Origin of the sequence: Candidatus Chlorohelix sp., from assembly GCF_037138995.1 — a bacterium.
Classification (GTDB): Bacteria; Chloroflexota; Chloroflexia; order Chloroheliales; family Chloroheliaceae; genus Chlorohelix.
In genome coordinates this window covers 1-24,888 of the sequence record NZ_JBAXHI010000010.1, presented here as the reverse complement: position 1 = coordinate 24,888, position 24,888 = coordinate 1, and the positions used below count along the sequence as shown (strand labels likewise).

Annotated in this window: 14 protein-coding genes and 1 tRNA gene; 7 read left to right on the top strand and 8 right to left on the bottom strand. The window is 46.6% G+C overall.

Annotated elements, in window-relative coordinates:
• Nucleotides 1-63: 63 nt before the first annotated feature.
• Nucleotides 64-1,140 carry a hypothetical protein gene (locus WCK19_RS06730; RefSeq protein WP_342396610.1) on the bottom strand — a complete coding sequence of 359 codons (1,077 nt, stop codon included), beginning with the start codon at nt 1,138-1,140 and terminating at the stop codon, nt 64-66.
• Nucleotides 1,141-1,521: 381 nt separating this feature from the next.
• Here WCK19_RS06730 and WCK19_RS06725 point away from each other — a divergent pair, with 381 nt between their 5' ends.
• Genes WCK19_RS06725 through WCK19_RS06715 form a run of 3 tightly spaced genes read left to right on the top strand, consistent with a single transcriptional unit; the run spans nt 1,522 to nt 7,631 of the window.
• Nucleotides 1,522-4,023 carry a trehalase family glycosidase gene (locus tag WCK19_RS06725; RefSeq protein WP_342396609.1) on the top strand — a complete coding sequence of 834 codons (2,502 nt, stop codon included), beginning with the start codon at nt 1,522-1,524 and terminating at the stop codon, nt 4,021-4,023.
• 9 nt (nt 4,024-4,032) lie between these two features.
• Complete coding sequence (locus tag WCK19_RS06720; RefSeq protein ID WP_342396608.1) at nt 4,033-5,583, top strand: methyl-accepting chemotaxis protein; 1,551 nt, start codon at nt 4,033-4,035, stop codon at nt 5,581-5,583.
• Nucleotides 5,580-7,631 carry a radical SAM protein gene (locus WCK19_RS06715; RefSeq protein WP_342396607.1) on the top strand — a complete coding sequence of 684 codons (2,052 nt, stop codon included), beginning with the start codon at nt 5,580-5,582 and terminating at the stop codon, nt 7,629-7,631. The genes WCK19_RS06720 and WCK19_RS06715 overlap by 4 nt, the downstream gene beginning before the upstream one ends.
• 69 nt (nt 7,632-7,700) lie before the next feature.
• Here the strand turns inward: WCK19_RS06715 and WCK19_RS06710 are convergent, their stop codons facing one another.
• Both WCK19_RS06710 and WCK19_RS06705 read right to left on the bottom strand, forming a co-directional pair.
• The gene (locus WCK19_RS06710) at nt 7,701-10,241 is read right to left on the bottom strand and encodes a S8 family serine peptidase (RefSeq protein ID WP_342396606.1); all 2,541 of its coding nucleotides are present in this window, start codon (nt 10,239-10,241) and stop codon (nt 7,701-7,703) included.
• Between the two features lie 279 nt (nt 10,242-10,520).
• Nucleotides 10,521-10,593 (bottom strand) — tRNA-Phe (locus tag WCK19_RS06705).
• A gap of 624 nt (nt 10,594-11,217) precedes the next feature.
• Here WCK19_RS06705 and WCK19_RS06700 point away from each other — a divergent pair.
• Nucleotides 11,218-13,005: a S8 family serine peptidase gene (locus WCK19_RS06700; RefSeq protein ID WP_342396605.1), complete on the top strand. Its 1,788-nt coding sequence runs from the start codon at nt 11,218-11,220 to the stop codon at nt 13,003-13,005.
• A gap of 302 nt (nt 13,006-13,307) precedes the next feature.
• Here WCK19_RS06700 and WCK19_RS06695 read toward each other — a convergent pair whose 3' ends face one another.
• The 3 genes from WCK19_RS06695 to WCK19_RS06685 all read right to left on the bottom strand — a co-directional run bounded on the left by WCK19_RS06695 (nt 13,308) and on the right by WCK19_RS06685 (nt 18,647).
• Nucleotides 13,308-15,731 carry a 3-hydroxyacyl-CoA dehydrogenase/enoyl-CoA hydratase family protein gene (locus WCK19_RS06695; RefSeq protein ID WP_342396604.1) on the bottom strand — a complete coding sequence of 808 codons (2,424 nt, stop codon included), beginning with the start codon at nt 15,729-15,731 and terminating at the stop codon, nt 13,308-13,310.
• A 22-nt stretch (nt 15,732-15,753) separates the two neighbouring features.
• Nucleotides 15,754-16,956, bottom strand: a complete 1,203-nt coding sequence (locus tag WCK19_RS06690) for a thiolase family protein (protein WP_342396603.1) — start codon at nt 16,954-16,956, stop codon at nt 15,754-15,756.
• Nucleotides 16,957-17,270: 314 nt separating this feature from the next.
• Nucleotides 17,271-18,647, bottom strand: coding sequence for a polysaccharide deacetylase family protein (locus tag WCK19_RS06685; RefSeq protein ID WP_342396602.1), 1,377 nt, complete (start codon nt 18,645-18,647; stop codon nt 17,271-17,273).
• Between the two features lie 376 nt (nt 18,648-19,023).
• Here WCK19_RS06685 and WCK19_RS06680 point away from each other — a divergent pair, with 376 nt between their 5' ends.
• From WCK19_RS06680 to WCK19_RS06670, 3 genes are all read left to right on the top strand, one after another.
• Nucleotides 19,024-20,346 carry an aminotransferase class I/II-fold pyridoxal phosphate-dependent enzyme gene (locus WCK19_RS06680; protein ID WP_342396601.1) on the top strand — a complete coding sequence of 441 codons (1,323 nt, stop codon included), beginning with the start codon at nt 19,024-19,026 and terminating at the stop codon, nt 20,344-20,346.
• A gap of 4 nt (nt 20,347-20,350) precedes the next feature.
• Nucleotides 20,351-21,211 carry an SAM-dependent chlorinase/fluorinase gene (locus tag WCK19_RS06675; protein WP_342396600.1) on the top strand — a complete coding sequence of 287 codons (861 nt, stop codon included), beginning with the start codon at nt 20,351-20,353 and terminating at the stop codon, nt 21,209-21,211.
• A 289-nt stretch (nt 21,212-21,500) separates the two neighbouring features.
• On the top strand, nt 21,501-21,752 hold the full coding sequence (locus WCK19_RS06670) for a hypothetical protein (protein ID WP_342396599.1): 252 nt from the start codon (nt 21,501-21,503) through the stop codon (nt 21,750-21,752).
• Between the two features lie 98 nt (nt 21,753-21,850).
• Here the strand turns inward: WCK19_RS06670 and acs are convergent, their stop codons facing one another.
• Nucleotides 21,851-23,791, bottom strand: a complete 1,941-nt coding sequence (acs, locus tag WCK19_RS06665; protein WP_342396598.1) for an acetate--CoA ligase — start codon at nt 23,789-23,791, stop codon at nt 21,851-21,853.
• A 371-nt stretch (nt 23,792-24,162) separates the two neighbouring features.
• Nucleotides 24,163-24,888, bottom strand: a 726-nt coding sequence (locus WCK19_RS06660; protein WP_342396597.1) for a 2-dehydropantoate 2-reductase, incomplete at its 5' end; no start/stop codon positions are given.

Sequence of the window (24,888 nt, the reverse complement as noted above, 5' to 3'; positions counted from 1 at the left end):
GATTAACATATATCCTCAAACAAACGCGGTTTGTGTCGGGAAACCCAGCGCCTAGATTTCATTTTAAGGTTTTTTGGTGGCAGTTAACGCTGTTGTCGTTTTTGGCGCAACAGTAGTAGTTGCCAACTTACCCGTAGGACTTGCGGGGGGCATTGTAACAACACGAGTCGGCGCGGGGGTCGTTGAAGCTACTGTAGTTGCAACCGGCTCAGTTGTGGCAACGGTGGTACTTTCGATATTAGGCTCAATCGTTGCCACAGTAGTCTGCACAGGAGCAGGTGTGGAGGGCGCTACTTCTTGCTGAACAGGCGGCAATCCCTGATTAGGGGGTGGCGTAGGAGTAGCCCGTTTAAGGTCATTAGTTTGTACTGTATAATCAAGTAGCTTAGCACTATTGGTAAGCATTTCTAATCCAACCTGAGTAGCCCGCGCAATTACAGTAGCTTGTTGGATTTTAGCCTGATTCAATTCCTGACCTATCGCAGTTCTGGTAGGCTGATTTTTAGCCCGGCTATCGGCATTATTCAAATTCGAGATGTTAGACGCGCCTACGGTCAAATCCCCAATCGAGACATTTCTGGTCAATTCAATATCGGTTGTAATTCTCAATTGGCTGGGTGTATGCTCATTAACAATCGCAGAGATATAAGCCACCAGCAAAAATAAAAACAAAGCTACTATCATAATCCCCAAAGAGACGGGCTTAAAAAAATATCGAAGTCCATATCCAAAAAGATTCAAAACCCAACCAAAACTAAACCGCCGCTTTGAAACGACAAACTCCTTAACCACCATCGCAAGCGTGCAACGGTCATTCCAATAGCGTAATACTTCTGATTTGAAGTTGACTTCTTCAACGCCAGATTTTTTTATTTGCAATTCAGGCGTGCGAGAGGGAAAGCCAGCAGCGCAAGAAAAAGTTAAAAGATAATTCTCATAACCGGCAGGTTGAATTTCAAGCCTGAAAAACTCTTTCAATTCTTCTTTTTGTACTATGTGGTGTCCATTTTTTTCAAGCTTGCTGATTTCATTTTTCAAGCGCAGGCTTGAAGGAGTCGTTTCGTACCACCTGAAATGATTGGCGGAAGAAATCAAAGGTTCTTCGACAGGGATATATACTTTATTTTCTGTCTTATTCAATCTTCAAAATCCTACTTTTATTACTCGCTCAATTAGCCCTAAATATCAATCACCACCTACATGACAGCAAAATGGTTACTAAGAAAAGTATAATTTGCACGATTAATAAGGATGTGACATAGCCAATATGCCAGATTACATTTCCGAAATCTAGCTAAAATCTGAGCTTGCCCCAGTTCACCGGCATATTAACCGGATTACAATACCATATAGTACCCATGGCGCAAGCCTTAAAGTGTTTTAAGCTAACTACTAAGGAAATAATTGGACTATTTGGTTGTTACTGCAAAAATGATACCCTTAGTTATAGCCTTATAGAAGGGTTTATGATATTCTCATAGAAATCAGATTCAAGTATGTACAAATACAGGAGAGGGAAAATTGAACGGACATCAGGCACTAGGTTATCTTTCTCGCAATGATAAATGGTTTCTGGGTGGCGGTAAAATGGTCATCTGGGCTCCTGAATTTCCTTTGTGGCTGGATAAACCCGGCTTTTGGGATTACGCTTGTTTTCTGGATTATCGGGTGGGTCCGATTTTTACGCTGGCAATTATGGACGATAAGCGACACGAAATAGAACCATCTTTTGTTGAGCGATTCTGGCAACCCGATCACAGCAGCCATCTATATAGAGTCAAAAGCCACGACTTGATAATTACCGAACGGCGTGCGCTGCTACCGTGGGATGTATTAGTCAGTACCTTTGAATTTGCCAATTCGCTCAAGCAAGAACAAAGCTTTGACCTAGTGTTATGGAGCGCACAAGATAGCGAAGGCTCGGTGCGAGGCGGTAGCCTTAGCGAGATAGAGAGCTTACGCGCCCGTAAAGAAGACGGCTCGATTGTCTGGCAACGTAGCGTGCGTGACCCCCAAATTCCAGCAAACGCCGATGACCCCGAAGCAGGCGTAATGATGCGCTTCAATGTAGCATTGGGTGGGAGTATTCGCGCCGAAAGTTACAGCATCAAACTAAGTGACCGACAACCCAATTACCCGCGCTTCAAGTATTCGCCTTTCTATGAGAAGCTTTCAGAATTAGGTAATCTGGGAAACGAAGAACCATCCGTATGGGTTCGCAACCCTAATGGGTTAGTTTATCTTGGCTTGCATTACAAAATCAGTTTGCCACCCGGCGGGAAAGTTACTTTTAGCGCGTATGCCAGCATCGCCGCCAACGAAGAAACCGCCCTGACCGGATTAAACCTCGCCCGTCGCTCCGATAGCCTTATGCGCGACAAACAACCCGATGCTGCTGCGCCCGTTCCCGACCCCTACAATCTTGGAGTCGCCGCCAATAATCTGGCAGAACCGCGCTATGCCGAACCGATACAAGGACGCGCCGCCGAACGAGAGCGCCGCCCTACCTTCCCAGCCAAAAAGCATTGGAGTGAGTATTTTGAAAATTTGCCTGATTTCACTTGCTCTGACCCCTATCTTCAGAAATATTATTGGTATCGCTACTACGGTTTGAAGCTTAATACTATTAGTGCAGGTTCGGACGAGCGTTTAGGTTTGTCCTACCCCTGTGTTTTCGAGGGAATCAATCTTGGCTGGTTCCGACAACATATAACCTACAGCGCACAATGCCACATGCTAGAAGCGCGTTGGATGCACAACCCCGCGCTGGCGCAAGGTTCGCTGCTCAATTTCATTCAAAATCAGCTACCGGATGGCGCATTTCCCGGCGTTATCAAGAATATTTATCGGGGCAATCGCGAACTAACCTCCAATGTAGCCTTCTATCATGCTAATTGGGGTATGGGAGTGCGAGAGCTTTACCGGGTTCATCCAGACCGTAGTTTTCTTGAAAAAGTGTTTCAACCGCTTTCTCGTTACGCCGCATATTTCGATAGTGAGCGCGACAAAGAGCAAAGCGGTCTTTATGATGTCATAAACCATTGGGAAACCGGGCAGGAATTTATGAATCGCTACCAGCAAGTTGACCCGCAAAGCGATTCGGGTAGTAACTTACGCCTGAAAGGATTGGATGCCACCGTTTACATTTATCAGTTGCAAGATACACTGGCATGGATGGCGGAGGAACTTGGCAATTCCTATGATGTCGAACGCTGGCGCAGCGCAGCCGAAAAAACCCGGCGTGGTATCCTAAGTATGATGTGGGATTTACAGCAAGAGTTTTTCTTCGATGTTAACCCTATTAATATGCACCGGATTACTGCTAAAGCGGCGGTTGGTTTCTATCCCTTTATGGCAGGCTTGGGCGGCAAAGAGCATCTTGGCGCATTTTACAAGCACCTGTTCAATGAAAAAGAATTTTGGACACCCTTCCCCGCCCCTTCCAGCAGCCGCGATGACGAATATTTCAGCCCAGCTGGAGAATGGAAAGAGCGCCGCTTGGTTTGTCCTTGGAACGGGCGCACTTGGCTTATGACTAACAGCCATGTGGCAGAGAGTTTGTGCCGCGCCTCACAAGAGCTTGACCCCAATCTTCAGCCCAAAGCAGTAGAGTTCCTGAACAAATTTATCCGCATGCTCTTTCTTGATGGCGATGTGGAGCGTCCCAGTTCCTATGAGTATTACAACCCTCTTACCGGACAAGCTCCTTTCTTTCGCGGCACTGAAGATTACATGCACAGTTGGATTGCCGACTTAATTATCAAATACGTAGCAGGGGTGCAACCGCAAGATAAAGGACGTGTCCTGATTCGTCCGTTACCTTTTAACCTAGAATATTTTACGCTTGACCGGATTAAAATTGCGGGGCATTGGTTGAAAATAACTTGGCGCAAAGAACCAAATATGCCCGAAAGCCCACTACGTAAAGCAAGCGCACCTGCTCCGGTTGGGCTGGCAGTATGGGTTGATGGGACCCTAGTGGAGCAACGACCCGCTTTGCAACCGATTGAGATTCAACTCTAGGGAGAGTTTATGAATAAGGATAAGCCCTCGTACAATTATAAAAAATATCTTGACGAGAATTACCTGCCAAACCAGCGCAAGAAGATTCTTAATACCTTTTCAATACTAACTATAATTGGAAATGTAACTCCACTTGCGGTAAACTTCTTAAATAATGACGGGTCTATAAATATAGGGCGTATTTCCGGTTCATTGGGAATAGTATTTATCGCAATACTGGCGATTATCCTTATTCGGTACAACCGGGTTGAACTGGCTGGTATTTTTTATTGTACCATCGGGCTTTTAAGTGTCACTTTTGGAGTTTATAATGGCGGGCTTAGCTCTAATATACCAATACTTTATTTTGTCATAATTGTAGTGGCAGGGGCAATAATAAGCCCTATTGCTGTATTTATTGTAGGTATTGCTTCCAGTCTTGCTTATCTAGTTGTGGCGATATATTTGCTTAGCCAAGTTCAAAATCCGGCTCCAAGTTATGGTATAAGCATTGCTCTAGTAAGCTCTATTCTAATACTGGGTTCAGCAGTCTTGTATATTTTTAGCTTTACCCTTGACCGCATTGCTACCAGCGCCCGGCATCAGGCTAACGAATTAAAAGATGCCAATGAACGTTTGCTAGAGCAACGCAAGCTAGAAATTGAAACCAGCTTACAGATAAATGTCTTATCCGAAGCGCTTGCCGAACTTTTCAAACGGCAGAACACGGCAACAGAGGAGCAAGTTTTATTGGTAAATGAGGTCGCCAGCACTTCAAACGAACTCGATGCAGCCGCGCGGCGCATTGCCAATAACGCCCTCAGTGTTTCAGTGATTGCAGAAAAAGCCTTAAAAAGCGCGCAGACCGGACAAGAAGCCGCGCAGGATGGGGTTACTGCTATCGCCACCTTACGCAATAACGTGGAAAATATAACTTATAGTGTACGCTATCTAAATACGCAGATTGAGCGTATCGGCGAGGTTACGGATATTATTGGTGAGGTAGCAGATGAAACCAACCTCTTATCACTCAATGCAACCATCGAAGCGGCAGGCGCGGGTGAGTATGGAAAGCGGTTTGCCGCAGTTGCAGACGAAATTCAGAGGTTGAGTCGCCGTACAACCATAGCGGTTGAGCAAATTCAGGAAGTAGTTACTGAAATCATACAGGCAAGTGAAAAATCCCTTCAAACTACCGAAGATGGTTTGCGACAAGCACAACAGGGCGAGTCATTAGTTGTCCGCTTGATAGATGCTAACAACAATATTATAACTATCGTAAATCAAACAGCCGAGTTGGCAACCAACATAGCCAACAGCACTTATGAGCAGCGAAACGCCAGCGGAGTAATTGTGGAAAGCGTACAGCGAATCAGCATAGCTTCAAAGGAACTGGCAAGTTTTACCACGCAGGTTTCGGAAGTTATCCATAAGCTGGAAAAAAACGCCGCGCTACTAATAATTCAGTCACAACCGGAAAAACAGCAGGCTAATAATCAAGAGAAAATCCTATTTAGTGAGCTTTTCGCTGACGATGCAGAACTTGAAGAATTTGAGCAAGCGGGGTTAAGCCTTAGATGAAGGTTTTGTTGGTACAACTCCCTGTACCTAACAACCGCCTGAATAATTTACCGCTTGCGCTTGGCTACCTCAAAGCTAATGCCGACGCTGCCGCTCTGCCCGGTGTTCAAATTCAAATTCTAAGAGGCGAAGCGCAAAACTTTGGCGGTGATGCTTATTTATTGGACGCTATTCTGTCTGAAGCGCCCGATTTGGTAGGCTTTTCGCTCTATTCTTGGAACTTCAGCCGAACGCTTGAACTGACGCGCCGCATCAAAGAAGTTTCGCCCGAAACCCTTCTGCTAGTCGGCGGACCCGAAGTTAACCGCGATAACCCTTTTATCCTAACCGAACCCGCACTGGATTTCCTCATTTTCGGGGAAGGTGAAACCGCGTTTTTGACGCTGCTGAGAAGTTTCACCGAACGTCTGCCCCTGTCGCAAATCAATGGATTGGGTTATCGGCAAGATGGGTTTTTGCACATCAATGCACCTAGCCACGCTACTTCTGACGTAAATCTGATACCATCGGCTTATCTGGGTGGCGCTTTAAACAATCACCTTAATAATTTTATGTTTATCGAACTTAGCCGCTGGTGTCCTAGCAAATGTACTTTTTGCAATTATGGGCGACAGGATATACCAAAGGGCGGAAAACGCTATTTCGACATTGCGCGTATCCGTAAAGAGCTTGAATATGGCATGGCGCGAGGGGTAACTTCGGTTCATTTTGTGGAAGCAAATTTTAATACGCTACCCCACCTCAGCCAGTTATATCAGACCATTCAGGAAACAGGCGCAAACCGCCATATCCGCTTCTATGCCGAAATGCGCGGCGAAGCGATTAACGAGGCTGAGGCTGATTTGCTGGCAAGTTGCAATTTTGGAGTGGTCGAAGTAGGTTTGCAATCAGCCATGCCGGAAGTGCTGGCTAAGGTGCGTCGCAAGAACCATTTGCCGCGACTGGTAGCGGGGGTACAGCATCTGCGCCAACGCGGTATCGAAGTGTTTCTCGACGCAATTTTAGGCTTGCCCGGTGACACCGTTGATAGCTTTCATCGCACTATTGATTTCATAGAAGCAAATAACCTTGCGCCTTACGACTTGTTCCACTTGCAAATTCTGGGCGGTACTCAATTAAAAACGGAAATAACACAGGGTTTGCATGGTATCGAATTTCAAGCCGAACCTCCCTATTTTGTGCTGAAAACCGCCGAACTAAATTTCGCCCAACTCTGCGAACTGCGGCGCGAAACTTTGCAGCGTAAAGGGGACAATCCAGCCGACATACAAGGCTTGCCGCCGCACAATCCGTTCGCAATGTGCCGAATTGGAACTGAGTTTGCCATTAATCCGGCTAACATACCGCCTATAGAGCATCTGGAACTGGATTTGAGCCAACCTGTGCCGGAAATTTCCCGCTTGCTGGCTAATGAAGTTACTATTTGGCTACATAGCGGAGATATTGCAAAAGCGAGGCAAGCCTTAGCGCAACTATCAGCCCCCAATCCTACCAACGTTTGGCATATATTCATAGAATCAGAACAGCCTCTGGCTGATATAGAATTGCTAGAATTAAAACGCTCAATTCACCATAAAAGCGGCTACCTTGATAGGCTGGCGGTTTTTGCGCTTGGCGAATCCAACCCGGAAAAGTTTTCCTCTCATCCTTCGATACAATGCCATAATCTGGTGCGATGGAATCCTGAACTAACTTATCATGCGGGAAAAGCTATCATCTGGAAAATAGATTGGCGCAAGGATGCGAATGTATCAGAATGGCGGGAGGGTTTGCGTAACGCGCTTGAAACAAACTCGCAAGGTGTTTTTGTGGAAACCGCCCCCGATGTTTCCTATGATAAAGTCAGAAGCGCGTTGGCTGAACAGAAAATAGAGGGGAAAGCTATCTGGTGGAATGACCTAGCTATTGCTGCCGCTTTTGCCATTGATGAAGCAATTCCCCATTTTCCAAGCTGCTATTCGCAAGGGCAGTTTCGCCAAGTGGATAAAGCCACACTGGAAAAGGCATGCTTACGCTGGGAGCTTTCAAAACGGCGAAATGTGCGTTAGAAGGTTTTTTGTATTTGTTGGTATCCCCCTTCCCCATCAAGGGAAGAGGGATAGATTATAAGGGTGGTATTAACCGCCAAAGTTTTTAGCTAAGTCGCTACCGTAGAACACAACCAATATCGTCTTCTGCCCCTTCAGTTGACCCATATACTTCTGATAGGCTTCTGGTGACATACCAGGATAGTTTGACATCGTAAGCAAAGTGGAAGGATCTTCTGGAAGATCAATCGCTTGCAGCAGTATATCAGGCGAACCAGCCAGCGTATAAAGAGCAATGGTAAAAACGCTCTGCTTCAGAGGCTTAGTATTGCCCGGTAGCGCAAACTTATAACCCTGCGCCAACAACGCCTTTTCTAACGAAGGAAACAAAGTCTCCGCATCATAGGTTGACACCTGTACAAGCGAACTAGTCACCGTACCAGCCTTGAGAACTAGAGTTGCCTGAACAGCCGGATCAACCTCTATCGTATTAATAGTAGGTGTTCCACCTACTGCCGCAGTTGTCGCTGGGGCAGAACCGGGAGTATCAGCAGTCGGCGCTGGTAAATAGTTCGGATTCTTGTACTGGAACTGCGGGTCAAGGTTCGGCGTAGGCTGCTGTAGAGTTCCCTTTGGCTTTACCGAACCGGGTGTCAGGTTCGACAAACTGGCTTTACCATAACCATAGACCGGGTCGGGACCACTACTAGATGAGCCTGTTGGCTTAATGGCGCTCTCGAACAACACCTGCGTAAGCTCGTCCGGGGTCAGAGTCAGGTTGGCGCTTTTCAGCACGGCAGTCATGGACGAAACGTTAGGCGTAGCGGCGCTAGTACCGGGGAAACGAGCCTCCGCCTGACCTTTGGCTTGATACGCCGCGCTACTAACACCGGCAGGTCCAGAGATGTCCGGTTTATTACGTCCATCACTCAGAGGACCTTGGCTGCTGTAACTACCAATCTCGTTGCCTTCCGGCGGGTCAATCGCGCCTACCGCAATCGCACCGCGGGAATCGGCTTGGGAACCGACAGTCTGGGTGGGCGTGAGAATCTGCGGAGAGAGTCCCCCGGTCAGGAACACATGCAAGTTGAAAGGTTTGGTCGGAGCGGGTGTTCCGGCTTTCAACTTCGCGCGAATGTAGAGCAGCGTGTTAGCAGGCAAATTCAAGCTCAAATGCTCAAGCGGTTGGCGTTCCCGCTGGTCAGACTCACTGGAGGCTAAAACCTTGCCCTGCGCGTCCTCGATAATCAAATCTAGGTCAGTGGCAGTCGGGTTAGGACCACCATCTAAGAATTGGTCCCAACGCATAATTACGTTGCTGGCAAGAGGATTAGCGGTCGGATTGCCGAGAGCCATCCGGGTAATGCCCGGTTGCCACTGGTGGTAGCCGTTCGAGTCCGGGTTGAACTTACCGCCGTAATGCTCGGTACCCTCATTTCCCGAAGCCAAGAAGAACAGGATACCCTTATCCTTGCGTACTTGCTCAACCTTTTTGCTCAGTGGGCTGTTGCCATCCTCGGAAGAGCTATTGTTACCCATAGAAATAGAGATTATGTCAACTTGTTGAGAAACTAGATAATCAATGGCTTCGGAGAACTCAGCCCCGGTGCCTTTGATAGAGGTGGGAAACAGCTTCGCGCCCGGCGCAACCGAATATATAATCTCGGAAACGGCGGAACCGTGTACCCCATTATCTAAGCTATTTTCGCTTAACAACTTCTGTGCAAAGTCCATCACCTGAAAATCGTTAGGCAAGAAACCCTGCGTTTTTAGCTGGTCGGCAAACTGGTAGCCACTATCAATAATGCCGATTTTCACCCCGGTACCATTGAAACCCGCCGCGTGCCATGTGTCCACGCCCATTGCTTTGACACCCTCGTTTTTAGAGGTGGTGGCAAGCATAGTCAGGGCATCCAAGTTACTGGGTAAAGACCGCAACTCTTGGGTACTCTCGTCAACTGGCAGGTTAATCAAACTCACTTCTTTGAGCGAACCCAGCGCGCGAATGAAGTTGTCGCCAGTGGTGGGTTGCGTGTAGGTCACGAATTGCTTGACCTGAACAGTAACCAACGCTATTTTAACACCTCCAGCATCGGCGACATCCTCCACCGTACCACCCATCGCCTTTAGCAAATCGGTTACGGGCTGTTCGTTAGCCCCTTTGGTGAGGGTTAGCTCGAAATAGAGTTCGTGACTTTCGTCAATCACGTCAATGGAGCTGGCAAAATCGGTGGCTGCCTTCAATTTCTCATCGGCGGTGCCGCTGGTTTTGCTATAGGTAGTAATAATTTCCAGAAGTTCGGGTTCGGCTTTCCCAGCCGGGTCTGGAGCAGGTCTGGTTGCTGCTGCGGTAGTGGCTACCGCGGTTGTAGCGCTAGTGGTCTTCGCTACAGCAGTAGTTGTGGATGCAGCGGTAGTCGTAGCAGAAGCAGCAGGGGTCTTCGCTACGGTAGTTGTAGCGGCAGCGGTAGTCACGTTCGTAGTGGCAACGCTGGTAGCGGTAGGGCTATCGCCACAAGCTGCTATGATAATACTTAGCAACATTAATATTACTAAAGAAAAACCTAATTTAAATTTGTAACGCAACTTGTAATCCTTTTCCCCCATTTTAAGTTCGGGAATACCATTCATAAAGAGAACATACCACAAGATGCAAAAAACCTAGTCGCTTTGACAAAAAATTCTTGGGCTAGATTAATATGTAGAAATTACAGAATTTTAGTCCTCTAACATATTGAGGCGAGAATTTATTTTACCTTATTTTTACCTTATTCACAATATATTAACCTTATCGTGAAACGGTTTTATATGTAGAGGGATAATTTTCGTTACTATTCAGCCAAATTGAACTAAAATGGGTCTAGGGGAGAGGCACATAATTACAGAGTGAACCAGCTATAAAAAAAATGATGCCGAGAACCAGACTTGAACTGGTGACCCTGCGATTTTCAGTCGCATGCTCTACCAACTGAGCTATCTCGGCATTGCACATCAGATTTTTTAAGGCGAGAAGAAGAATACCACATATGCCGGAAAATTTCAAGCGGATATGCAGGTCAATTTAGGGCGATTATTTAACAATGTGAGCTTGCTGCAATATCTATAATTTTACAAGCGGCAAAAAGATTGGTTTTGCAAATGGCTAAAAGAGTTATTCTATGAATCGCCCTGAATCTTTAGAACTTTAGATTAGATGCCTTGACAACCTTTAGATGCTATGATTAAATTAAGTTAATACTTTGAGCAGGAAATCGCTATAAACTTTCGCTACTTCAAAATTTACTACAACAAGCCAATAAAATTATTTAAGTTCGCCGCTTACTAACATGAGCTATTAGCAACTTTTTTTTGTTCTGTTCTTTTGGTAGGAGTTCTCTCCTAACACTGGTAACAAGATAGTTTTTGCTCAGCTAAAATTTATGCCTATTTAATATTGCATTCACTTAAGGCAGTTTTTGATTTTACTCCTACTGCTTCTTGTATTGTTTTACCCAAATTAATTTCCATATTAAGAAATTAAGAATGGCTAAAACTCTTACAATAAAGCAATAACCCATATCGCCATTTTGGCTTTTGTGTTTAATTTTAGCAATACGGGAGGTTTCGTGTGACATCGAAAAAGTTGGGTTTATCATTATCTGTTTGGATAATGCTTTCACTTTTATTGACAGCAAGCTTCACAATTACGCCAGCAGCAGCAGTGGCTAAAGGTCAGTCTGGTCGCTATATAGCCAAAGCGAAGAGTGCAGCAGATTATAATGAGCTACGGAATGAGGCTACAAAATCTGGAGCAACAATTGTGACAGATTTACCGGAGCTAAACACTTTAGTGGTGCAAGCTTCTGCCGATTCGCAAGTCCAGCTATCCGGCAGCTTGCATTTGGAAAGCCTTGCCAAAGACCAAGTGCGGACTCTAATTCAGCCTGAAGGTATGCAAACTGTTACCGCTCTTAAGCAGGGTAAATTGCCTGAAAGAACTCGTATTTCACTTGATCCGGCTTCCTCATTACCCGGTTTGATGTGGAACCTTGATCGCATCCATACTCAAGAAGCTTGGAAATACACGACCGGTAAACCCTCGGTTATAGTAGGAGTTGCCGATACTGGTCTGGATTATACCCACAGTGAATTAGCCAGTCAGGTGTTAGACGTAGTGAATTTAACCGATCCTACACTTTGCAAAGACTACTATGATCTTTCCGACTCGGATTTGCCTGCCTATTTCGGTGTCCCTGCCAATATTGCCCCTGTAAATGGTGATTGGAACGGACACGGTTCTTGGATTGGCGGCAATATAGCCGGAGCTTTGGACGGGAAGGGTATTAACGGGATTGCCCCAAATACAAAACTTGTTGCTCTAAAAATTTCCGAGTGGTGTGGCTCCGCATATGACTCATCAATTCTAAACGCTTTCCTCTATGCTGCTGATCATGGAATTGATGTGGTGAGCATCTCCTTCGGGGGCTATCTGGATCGCAGCGACCCAGAGCAGGATGCTATATATAAAGCCTACGAAGATGTAGTCGAATACGCTTGGCAAAAAGGAACCGTTATTGTTGCTGCCGCCGGAAACGAACATCTTCGGATTGGAGAGGGTGGCAAAGTCCTTAGCCACGGGCCACTAACTACACCCGGTACTAGTGTCGGTAATTTTTATGACTACTATGGTCTATATGAGGTTCCCGGCGGTATTAAGCATGTGGTAGATGTTTCAGCAACCGGCAACCTAGTTAATAAATCGTCTGCTTCCTGCCCGACTGGAAGCACTACTTATCCTAACGCTGTTTGCAAACCGACAAGCGACTCGCACCAGCCAGCTGGGGCTGGGAAGAAGAATCAACTTACTTACTACAGCAATTACGGGTCTCGTATTGATATTGCCGCTCCCGGAGGCGCGCGTAAGTTCAATTTGCCGAATTATGATGGAGGTGGTACACCGGGTTATCCCGTAACTACCGCTGATGGTACAACCGCATGGGAAGATTTCAGCATCACTTCAAACTGGGCAACGCAAATTCCCTGCGATTGGATTGATAACCCAAATTTCTACCAGAATGAGTGTTACTCTACCATTCAGGGAACTTCAATGGCTACGCCGCATGTCTCAGCCGTTATTGCGCTGACGGCAAGCTACAACCCATCTATCAGGCACAATCCTGCCAAACTAGTAGCAGCAGTTAAAGCTGGCGCAACAGAAGTTGAGGGTAACACCACGCAACCATTGAGCGCTACCGACACGTCTGCTGGTGACCTAACTGGCTTGCCTTGCCCTACCGGATATTGCCACCTTGGCGGCAAAGCCATCTCTGACCGTGAAGCTTACGGCGCAGGGTTGGTAAATGCGCTTGGGGCAATTCTGGAAAGCAAGCGGTACAGCGGCAGAAACAGCGACTAGCTGAAAAGCTTTGAGGCAAGGGGCTTATATCCATTGCCTGAAATCGCCTCTGTAGCGAAAGCCCTGAAATGAAAACCTTCTGTTTTAAAATCGGTAATATCAGACCGGAAAAACAGAAGGTTTTTGTAAATCATTTATTTTGCAGGATTAAGACTGGGATTAAACAGATGCGCCATTTTACCAGAATAAAAATCGCGGTTTATATTTAGTTGCTTTATTATTACAAAATCATCGGCAATAGATTTTAACAAAAAAGCCATCACACCGAATATGATGGCTCGTAATGTTGGTCACTTGGTTCTTTAGTTTCGCAAGGGTTTGCCCTTCATAAGGATATGTTGCATTCGTCCCTGTGTTTTTGGCAGCTTGCAAAGTTCTATAAAGGCTTCCCGCTCAAGGTCTAGCAAATACTGTTCGCTAACTTCTCGCACCGGGCTTGCCTCACTACCCCCGGTAAGCACATGCAACAATTTTCGGGCTATAACCCCATCGTGTTCACTGATAGCTTTGGTCATTTCCAGCCCTTCAATTAATTGCTCACCCGCGAGGTAGCCGCCCTCCCCCGGTAATTTGAAGCTAAACGGTTGGGGCGGTTTGTAGCCGCCCTCTTGATTTGCCAATTCCAACACATCTGCTTTAGCGTCTGAAATCAAGCGTTCTTTGTTTAGGGTAATTCGGTCGGTTTTACGCAAAAAACCAATGGAACGAGCATCCTCCGCGCTGGTACTGACTTTTGCATAGGAGATTGCTTCAAAGGTTTTCTGCACTAGCGGGAAGGTGCCACCCATTCCGCGCATGCGCTCAATATTACGAATGAGCAACTCTTTATTGCCGCCCGCACCCGGAATCAAACCGGGACCAACTTCAACCTGCCCAATGTAGGTTTCGGCATAGGCGCGTACCCGCGCTCCCGCCATAGTGATTTCGCAGCCACCGCCGAGCGTTCTGCCAAATGGAGCAACTACCACAGGTTTCTGCGAATACTTGATAGCCATGCACCAATCCTGAGTAGCTTTAACCGCTTGCTCAATCTGACCAAATTCGCCGCTATTTGCTCCCATTACAACTAAAAATAGGTTTGCTCCGGCGCAGAAATCGCTGCCTTCGTTGCCAATAACCAACCCTTTCCATTTGCTATCATTATTGAGCTTAGTAAGCGACCACATACCCAATTGTGCCATTTCAGCATCAATGGTATTCATTTTGCTGGTAAATTCAAGACACAAAACACCATCACCAAGGTCAATCAGGCTGGCGCTATCATTGGAGCGCAAAATATTCGCCTTATCCTTCTTCAACCGCGCAAGGCTAATCAAGTCGGTACGTTCTGGAGCAGCCACATAACGCCCCTCTTTGAAATCCCACATGTGCTTGCGCCCATTTTGCTCTATATAGAAGTAATCCTGCCCTCGATTAGTAAAATCAACCAACCATTGAGGGATTTCGCGCCCTTCCGCTCTCATTTTCTGGATACTTTTGAGCGGTCCGATTGCGTCCCAAGACTCAAAAATCCCCAAATCCCAGTTATAACCCCACTTCATCGCTTGATCAATCGTTTGTATGTCATCGGCAATCTGCGGCGCGATTTTGGCTGTATAAAGCAACGTATCCGCCAGCGCCGCCCACCCGAATTTACCGGCTCGGTCATCCAGATAGGCAAGCGTCTCAAGGCGTTTACGCGGGTCACTGCGCCGCGCTGCCTCAGCAAGTTTGGTATCGGCAAGAGGGGTTTCCAATTGCGGTTCATATTCCAGAGTCTGGGAGTTCAAGGACAGAATCGCGGATTTGCCTTTCTCATCCTTTACTTTTTTGTAAAAGCCCTGCCCGGTTTTGTCGCCAAGCCAACGTTTATCTGCCATTTGCTGAACCCAATCCGGTATTAGAAAAAGATTGCGCTCTGGGTCGTCTGGGGCGTTATCATACACATTACGAGCTACGTGCAAACTGGTATCGAGTCCTACCAAATCGCTGGTGCGAAAAGCCGCGCTCTTGGGTCGTCCGCTGGCGCGTCCTAATATTGCGTCCACCTCTTCTACTCGTAGGTTATTCTGCGACATGCGTTTCAAGGTGGACATCATACCGTAAATCCCGATGCGATTGCCTATAAAGTTGGGAGTATCCTTGCAGATAATTACCCCCTTACCGAGCGTATCCTCACCAAATCGGCGCACAAACTCGATTAGCAAAGGGTTGGAATTTGGATGCGGCACAATTTCGAGTAACTTCATGTAACGCACCGGGTTGAAAAAGTGCGTCACCATAAAGCGTTTCTGAAATTCTAGGGGCAAGTCTTCCGCCATCGCCCGAATAGAAATACCGCTAGTATTTGAACTGATAATGGCATCAGGGCGGGCTATTTCTGCCACTCTTTTAAAGACTTGCTTTTTTATGTCAAGTCGCTCAACCACTACCTCGATTATCCAATCGCATTCGGCAAGCTTTGACCAGTCATCCTCAAAATTGCCAGTAGTGACCAAAGCAGCCCCTTTTGGTACAAAAAAGGCGGCAGGGTTGGATTTTAGCGCGTTTTGCAAACCCAAATTGGCAAACCTGTTTCTAACAGATAGGTCGTTAAGTTTTAACCCACGCTTCTCCTCATCAGAGGTTAATTTATCCGGCACAATGTCCAGCATCAACGATGAGATACCGGCGTTTGCAAGGTGAGCGGCAATACCGCTGCCCATCACGCCTGACCCCAGCACTGCCACTTTCTTTATTTCAAGCATCGTATTCTCCTTGATATAGTTGCTAGTTCAATCTTTCGACCAGCGTGGCGTAGCCTTGCCCGCCCCCTACGCACATAGTTTCAATTCCGATATGCTTGTCAAACTGATGCAAATCGTTAACCAGCGTAGCCATAATACGCGCCCCGCTACAACCCAGAGGATGCCCTAGCGCAATCGCCCCGCCTTTCGGGTTGAGTTGCAAATCTATATCAATTTTTAATTGGCGGCAAACTTCGTATGCTTGAACCGCAAACGCCTCGTTCAATTCTACTATATCAATATCTTCTATTTTCAAGCCAACACGGCTGAGTAATTTCGTAACAGCCGAGACAGGACCAATTCCCATTATTTCCGGCTCTAATCCAGATACAGCAAAGCTTACTATTCTTGCTAATGGCTTCAAACCAAGCTCACGAGCCTTACGCATACTCATCAAAACCGTAGCAGCTGCACCATCATTCAAAGGGCTGCTGTTCCCGGCTGTAACCGAACCGCCCGCGATAAAAACAGGCTTTAATTCAGCCAGCTTTTGCAAGGTAGTGTCCGCCCTAGGTCCATCATCTTTAGTAACTACCGAACCATCGGGATTAGTAACAGGGATAATTTCGGCATCAAAATAGCCCTCTTTTTGCGCCCGTGCTGCCTTCATATGGCTGGCAAGCGCAAATTCATCCTGTATCTGGCGGGATACTTCAAAACGACGCGCTACGTTTTCGGCAGTTAACCCCATCGGTATATAGACGTTAGGAAAAGGAGGAGTTTTACCGACCAGTTTTCGGTTAAAGCTAGGATTCAAACCCCCCATAGGTACACGGCTGGTACATTCTACGCCACCCGCCACGTACACATCACCGATGCCAAGCATAATTTGTTGAGCCGCAAAAGTAATAGCTTGCAAGCCGCTGGCGCAAAAGCGATTCACTGTTACACCCGGCACTACATCGGGCAATCCGGCGAGAATAGCAGCGCAACGGGCAACATTCAAACCTTGTTCGCCTTCCGGCATAGCACATCCGAGAATTACATCCTCAATATCGGCTTTATCTAATCCGAGTACACGCTCCACCGCTCCCTTGATTGCAATTGCGGCAAGGTCATCGGCACGCATATCTTTTAGTGAGCCTTTACTGGCACGCCCTACCGGGGTTCTTACTGAACTAACAATAACCGCTTCATTATCACCCAATTCATTGAGGGGTGTTCCGATTTTAGCCACATTGCTCATTTTTTTAATTGCTCCTTATTTAAGTAATTCGGGTAGTTAGAGGAAACTTTGGGATAAGAAAACTTGTAGCCATATACAACGGAGAATCAACTTGATTGGGTAAATATGAGCTTATTTTAGCAGTCTTTGAAAAAACTGGCGAATCTTTTGCCGTTTACTGCTTGGCACACATGAATTTATATGAAAGCTGGTTTTTCCCGCAATTTGTGGAATAAAACTAATGGTCGGTGGATAAGCTGTGCATATCTAAATATTTTTAGTGGATAAATGTGGGGATAACTCTTGCAGAAAAAAGATGGTGTGATTGCGGTAAATCAGCGAGTTCCGACTTTTACTTTATTGATAAAATCCTGCATGGTGTCGTCTCCGGTAACACTTATCGTAGGCTGCTTGTACATATTATTCAAGAAGAAATTATATCCCCCATCAGTGGTAACCGCCATTTCAAAACCGCTATCGGTAACAGATTTGATAATAGCGTCACTATATTTACCATAAGGATAAGAAAAAGTGCGGGTTGGATGCCCGAGCATAGCTTCTAGGTCTTGCTTGCTGCCATTTATTTCCGAATTTAAATCGCGTACAGTACGCAAATCCGGGTGAGTTCGGGTATGTGGAGCAACTTCAAAACCGGCTTGGTCAATCTCACGCCATTGTTCCGGCAATAGCTCAAGCCGTTGTGTAATGACATAGAACGTAGCGGTCATTCCACGCTGCTTTAAGGCAAGATAGGCTGTCCACATATCGGAATGCCCATCATCAAAGCGCAGGTTAACAGCTTTTTCGGGTAATTGAACCCCATATTTAAGCGAATCCATTACTTGCTCAAGCGTAACAGTATGGTAGCCGTTATCCTTGAGCCAGTCCAAATATTTATCAAAAGTTTCGGGAGTTACCGAAAGACGATAGCCTAGCAAATCCTTTTTGCGATCCACCGTTCGGACATAATGGAACATTAACGAGGGTATTCTTATTTGGCGTTGTTCAGTCAAACGCGCCAAAGGGGCAGTGACAAGAAACTGCGGTTCAAGCTCAGCCTCTGCTCTTTTTAGCCCGGAATGGGCAATTTGAACCCCATCAGAATCCGGGTGATATTCGAGTTTGGCATACTCAAAGTATTGCACCAGTAGTTTAGAATCGTCTGGCTGCGTTTCTTCAAAAGGTTCGCTCAAAGGCAGACCAAGAGATAGGCGATCTCCATTATTTCGCCAGAAAGACAAGAACTCCCCCGACATGCTATGTGAAGTTTCCGGGAAATACCAACGCTCGGTTGTGCTTTCAAAAACTGGAACTGTCGCATTATTATTAATATTATCGGCTTCAAATAAGGGTAAGGGGGTAACTTCTTGGGGTGTATCACTGTAATCCGGATGAAACTCCAGAACACTACGCTCAAAATACTGGAAATAACGCCCATCTCGCAAAAAGAGTTCAGTAATGGGATAACCGTGACGGGTAATTCCGCCGGTACTTCGATAATATCGCAATATCGGACCGCTTACACTATGCCCTGTTTGGTTATAATACTGGAATTGGCGAGGGTTACGAACATTAACTGCTGCTGCAATTTCTGCGAGGTGCGAAAATCCATTTTCAGGACTTGCTGCGGTTACGGGCAATAGATTAGCAAAGAAAATTAATATAATAGCAAGGCTAGACCCAACTAAAATATTTTTTGGTTTTCTCTTCACCTATATAATCCGTATCTCTAGAAAGTTTGGTGTAACGTTAATTAATAGACAAAATTCAGCTTATATTTCAGACCAAAAAAATAATGCTCACAGCTATGCTTGCAATCCGAGCTATTATACCATAATAATCAAACCTATAAAATTCAATATGAATTAAAATTCGTGTAGCAATTTTGCTTTTAAAGACTAGTCATCTCTGTCACGTTAAAGCCTAACTTATTTTACGGCATGTGAGAGTAGGCAGTGTTTGGCAGAACTTCAATTTTCTTAACTTCTTACTGTATCTATGAATTCATACTCTCAGCAAATTTCTTGACAAAGCCCTCGCAGAATAGTAGCATTTTCCAAATTCAACTCATCAGAAAGGTTAGCCGCTATGGACTACAATCGCCCGTGGGTTTCTCCAGAATCTCAAGAGTTTTACAATAAATATGCCTTACTCTACCGTAATATCTCGCCCACAGGCTTTGAGTCTGAGGTTGAGCAAATGCTAGAAAAGCATGCAAGTTTTATGGATTATGAGTGTATCAGCCTGTACGCCGGTACAAACATCATGAACCCACGCGCTGCACGCTTTCAAGCTGCCAGCGTGGGAAGCCGTCCCAGCCTCGGTTATCCCGGTGATAAGTATGAAACCGGGCTACAGTATGCTGAACAACTGGAAATAATGGCGGTTGAAATTCTCCGGCGTATCTTTAAATGTGATTTTGTTGAATTTAGAGTGGGAAGCGGCTCACTTGCTAACCTTTACGCTTATATGGCTTGTACTAATCCGGGCGATAGGATTATGGCGCTTTCAAACGCCGCCGCAGGGCATGTCACACACCACACACCGGGTGCGGCAGGCTTATACGGGCTGGATGTTCACGACATTCCTTTTGACAGCGAACGAATGGCAGTTGATTTGGAAAAATTGGAAACAGAAGCGTATCGTATCAAACCAAAACTTATCATTCTGGGTGGTAGCCTTGCATTATTCCCCTATCCGGTAAAGGAAGTTCGGGCTATAGCTGATAACGTTGGGGCGTGGTTGATGTTTGATGCGGCACACCTCTCAGGTATTATTGCAGGTGACGAGTTTCAGCAACCTCTGGCAGAGGGCGCACACCTGATGACCTGTTCCACTTATAAATCTTTCGGAGGTCCTGCAGGCGGTCTGGTGCTAACCAATTCTTCTAAACTGGCAGAGCGGTTGGACAAAATAGCTTATCCCGGCTTAACCGCCAACTTCGACCTGAGTCGTACCGCTACTCTGGTGGTAGCTGCATCAGATATACTGGAATTTGGAAAGGAATATGCTCGCACCTGTATTGCGAATGCCCAGAAACTGGCTGAGGAATTGGCAGCAGGAAACGCGCCGGTTCACAGCGCGAAGGGGCGCGGCTTTACTATGTCGCATCATGTGGCAATCCAAGCGGCAGTTTATGGTGGAGGCACAACTGCCTCACGCCACCTTGAAAGAGCAAATATACTTACCAGCGGTATCGGTTTACCTTTACCGGAACTCCCAAATGATTTTAATGCGATTCGCATCGGCACTCAGGAAATTACCCGTTGGGGCTTCAAGCCTCAAGATATGCCCGAATTGGCGCAACTCATCAATCGAGTGCTGGTCAAAGGAGAAACGCCGGAGAGCGTGAAGTCAGATGTAATCGTTATGCGTCAACGTTTCCAGCAATTGCACTTTATAAGAGCTTAGCGTTATGGCGCTAATAACTCTTACCACCGATTTCGGTACGCTTGATGGCTATGTGGGCATGATGAAAGGGGTAATTCATGCTATCAACCCGCAAGCTACCGTAATAGACTTGACTCATGAAGTAGTCCCGCAAAATATCCTGAACGGAGCGTATCACGTCTTTAATGCCCATCGGCACTTCGCGCCCGGTACTATTCATATAGCAGTGGTTGATCCGGGTGTAGGCACAAATCGCCGGGCAATTGTTATCAAAATACCGGAAGTCGGCTACTTTATCGGACCGGACAATGGACTTTTTTCATATATCTTCAATAATTATGCAGAGTTAGAAGTGCGAGAGTTAAATAACCCAGCTTTCCAGCTTTCTGAAATCAGCAAAACCTTTCATGGGCGTGATATTTTTGCTCCGGTAGCAGCTTTTCTTTCGAGAGGCGAATCATTTGAGCATCTAGGTGCGCTACTCGACTCCTCAGAACTCGTAAGGCTGGAAAACCTCTTGCCAGAATGGCATACCGCACCCGATAATAAAAAAATTCTCAAGGGGCGCGTGCTACATATCGACCATTTCGGCAATGTCATAAGCAATATCAGGCGCGAACATCTTTCCCATTTAGGTCAAAAGGCACTTATTACTTATGCACGTATATCTGTTCCCGGTCAGCTTTTAGCCACAGGTATTCGCGAAACTTATGGTATAGCGCAAAAGGGAGAAATTATTGCATTGTTCGGAAGCGGGGGTTATCTAGAAATAGCGCAAGTCAACGAGCAAGCGGCGTATGTTACAACCTTAATAGATAATTCGGTTTATCTAACACAGCGCGTAGTCCAGATAGGCTTTCCATTTGAAGTTGAGTTGCCTTACTAAGCTTCAAATCTGCGCTTATGTAGCAGCCTTCTAACCCGAAAATTATCTTTTGATATTGTAATAAATATATTTCAATGTTATAAATATAATTATAGCTCAAACAAATTCAAGTCTTCACCTTTGTACTAGCATATTATTTTGCAGCAGAGAAAAGCGCGAAAGTCAGTTGCACTCTAGTTATCCACCATTACTCTAAAGACGAAATTCACTACAAAAAGTTTCTATCAAAAGTGCGTTAATCAATCTTTAACACCTAACCGGGTGGTTAATCCCGGCAAAGGAAAAGTCTATGGCAGATAAACTAGAACTCCTACTTGCAGAAAGGATTTATCAGGAACTTACGCGCCCCGGAGAGTTACAACCCTTCGAATACAACGGCTTTCCTATCTCCATTGCGGATTTGCAAGGGCTTCAAGCCGAAATTGACGAGGACCTAGCCCCGCTCGTTGGGGTAAATTGGATGACGAAAAAGGAAATCAAGTCTATACACTGTCATTTATTGGCAAAAAGAATTATTGGCAGCACCGTCAAAAAAGCCTGATAAATACCCCCCCATATTACCAGCAAATAAGCAGTTAGAGGAGAAATAAAATAAGGGCGAGGGATATTGTACCCCCGCCCTTATTAATTCTTCGAGAATTAGTTATCCAAGGTGCTGATGTCGCCGATTGGCTCGCCCAGTTCCTTAGCGCGGATAACACGGCGCATAATCTTGCCGGAACGAGTCTTGGGCAGCGAAGGCACGAATTCAAGTTCGTCCGGTACTGCAACGGGTCCTACGTTGCTGCGAACATGCAGTTTCAGTTCCTTCTCCATTTCGGGAGAGGCTTCGTATCCGTTCTTCAGAATTACGAACACTTTAACATGCTCGCCCTTCATCGGGTCGGGCTTGCCGATTGCCGCCGCTTCTGCTACCGCCGGGTGACTTACCAAGCTGGATTCGATTTCCATCGAGCCGAGGCGGTGACCGCTAACCTTGATTACATCATCCACCCGACCTTGAATCCAGTAATAGCCATCGTTGTCACGATGTACCGCATCACCGGCGAAGTAAACGCCCGGAATAGTATTCCAGTAGGTTTCGTATCGAGCAGCATCGCGGAAGATAGTACGCATTTGGCTAGGCCACGGGTGACGAATAACCAAGAGTCCGCCCTTTTCGTGTCCAACCGAGCTACCGTCCTTATCCACCACATCAGCTTCAATGGTGGGGAAGGGCCAAGTCGCGCTGCCGGGTTTCAGAGGCAAAGTCACGTTAGGGGTAATCATGTGAGCGCCAGTTTCAGTCTGCCACCAAGTATCCATAATCGGCAGTTCATTTCGCCCGATTACCTCGCGATACCAAATCCATGCTTCGGGGTTGATAGGCTCACCCACCGAACCGAGCAAACGCAGGCTGCTAAGATCGTGCTTCTTGGGCCACTCATCACCAAAGCGCATTAAGCTGCGAATCGCGGTAGGAGCGGTGTAGAAGATGGATACCTTGTATTTGGCGCAAACTTCCCAGAACCGATCCGGGTTGGGGTAGGTGGGAATACCTTCAAAATAGACGCTAGTGGCGCCAGTCATGAGCGGTCCATACAGCAGGTAGCTATGACCAGTTACCCAGCCAGCATCGGCAGTACACCAGAACACATCCTCCGGCTTAACATCGAAGGTGAACTTCATGGTAGCGTAAACGCCCACTGCATAGCCGCCGTGTACGTGTACAACGCCTTTGGGCTTGCCGGTGCTACCGCTGGTGTAGAGGATATACAGCATATCTTCGCTGTCCATCTCCTCGCAAGGTACAACCACATCTTCGGGAATGTCGGCAACGAGGTCGTGCCACCAAATATCGCGCCCTTCCGTCATAGGAACTTCAGTGCCAAGACGTTTGTACACCACCACATGCTCAAGAGTAGGCACTTCGGCAGCCGCTTCATCGGCGGTCTTCTTCAGATCAACCAACTTGCCGCCGCGATAGTTACCATCGGCAGTAATAATGAGCTTGGCTTCGGCATCCACGCAACGGTCTCGCAAAGCGTGAGCAGCGAATCCTGCGAATACCACCGAGTGAACCGCGCCCAAACGCGCTACCGCCAACAAAGCTATCGCTTGTTCCGGTACGGCAGGTAGGTAAATACCAACCCGATCGCCCTTCTTAACGCCCAGTTTCTGAAGACCGGCAGCGAAGCGATTCACCTGCTGGTACAGGTCTTTGTAGGTAAGAGTGCGAGTGTCGCCGTTATCGCCTTCCCAGTAATAAGCCACTTTATTTTCTACCGGGGTTCCAATATGGCGGTCGAGGCAGTTATAAACGATGTTAAATTTGCCTTCGGTGAACCAGCGGAAGAAGGGCTGCTGAGTCCATTCAAAGGTGTTTTCCCACTTCTTGAACCAGTGAAGCTCATTCGCCATATCGTTCCAGAACTCGAACCGATTTTCAACAGACCATTTGTGGAATTCGTGGAAATCGGTGTAACCCTTAGAGTTCATGTAAGCCATAATATTGGCGTTGTCCACCACTTCTTGAGAAGGGGTAAAGACCCGCAATTCATTTAATACATGGTCAGTAGCCTCGGATTTGATGTCGCTCATCCGGTAAATCCTCCTTCATTAAGCGGCTTGCGCCCGCGCAGCAGCCTTAACCTAAAACAACGTTGTTCGTGTCTCAATTTGTAAACCCCATAAGCAGGGATTAAGAAGAGTGATAAATGTTCCTATTATATCAAAGCCAATCGCGGTTTGGCATCAGAACATAGTAAAGCAGACGAATGATACTAACACATCTACCCGCTATTATAATTAATGGAAAGGAGGTGGTCAATTGCTAAAATGCGCTCTAATCAGCTTTTCAACTACCTGATTCGACATTTCACAGATTTGTGCAATTTCTCACATGTATAGAGAGGTGATTCTCACCTAGTTAGTATTGAGTTATGTCAAGTTAGGAATTAGCATTTCTACACTTAGCCACCAAACCGCTGCTTCGCTTCCAAAGCCCGTACCAGTTGGGTTAAAAGCCGATTGACCGGAACAGGGTAGCCCAACCGCTCGGCTTCCGCTACTACCGCACCGTTCAACGCCTCTATTTCGGTAGTTTGCCCCTTGCGTAGGCTTTGGCACAGCGAAGAAACATTAGCGCGGTTAAGCGTGATAATGCGCCGAAATTCGACTTCAGGGTCAGAATAGGGCAGCACAATGCCCTTGAGTTGCGCCAACCCCGCTACCTCGTGTACAACTTGCGTGGCGATTTCCCAAGCATGGGTGTTAGCTAAAAATTGCTCATTCGAGAAATCCAGAATCGCAGAAATGGCATTCCCGGAGCAATTTATCAACAGCTTGCCCCATACAAGGCTCTCTAACTCGCCGCTAAAGCTGACCGATAAGCCCAATTGCTTGAGCTTGTCACCGAACCATTCCAACCGCCAATTGCTTGCCGCGCTTTCCAGAATGGGAAGGGAGGTATGCCCCGCCCCGTTGAAGCGGATATGCCCACCCGCAATCTGCGCCGCCCCTATAGTAGTCACACCTTGCGCCAGAATTTGCCCTGAGAGCGCGGGAATGCTTGCCAGCGCATCAAGGTTGCCAAGTCCGTTCTGCAAGCTCAAGACCAAGCCATCCTCAGCCAGCAAAGCGGCAGCTTGCTCTCCAGCCTCGCGCGTACGGTAGCTTTTAACCAGCACAATGGCAAG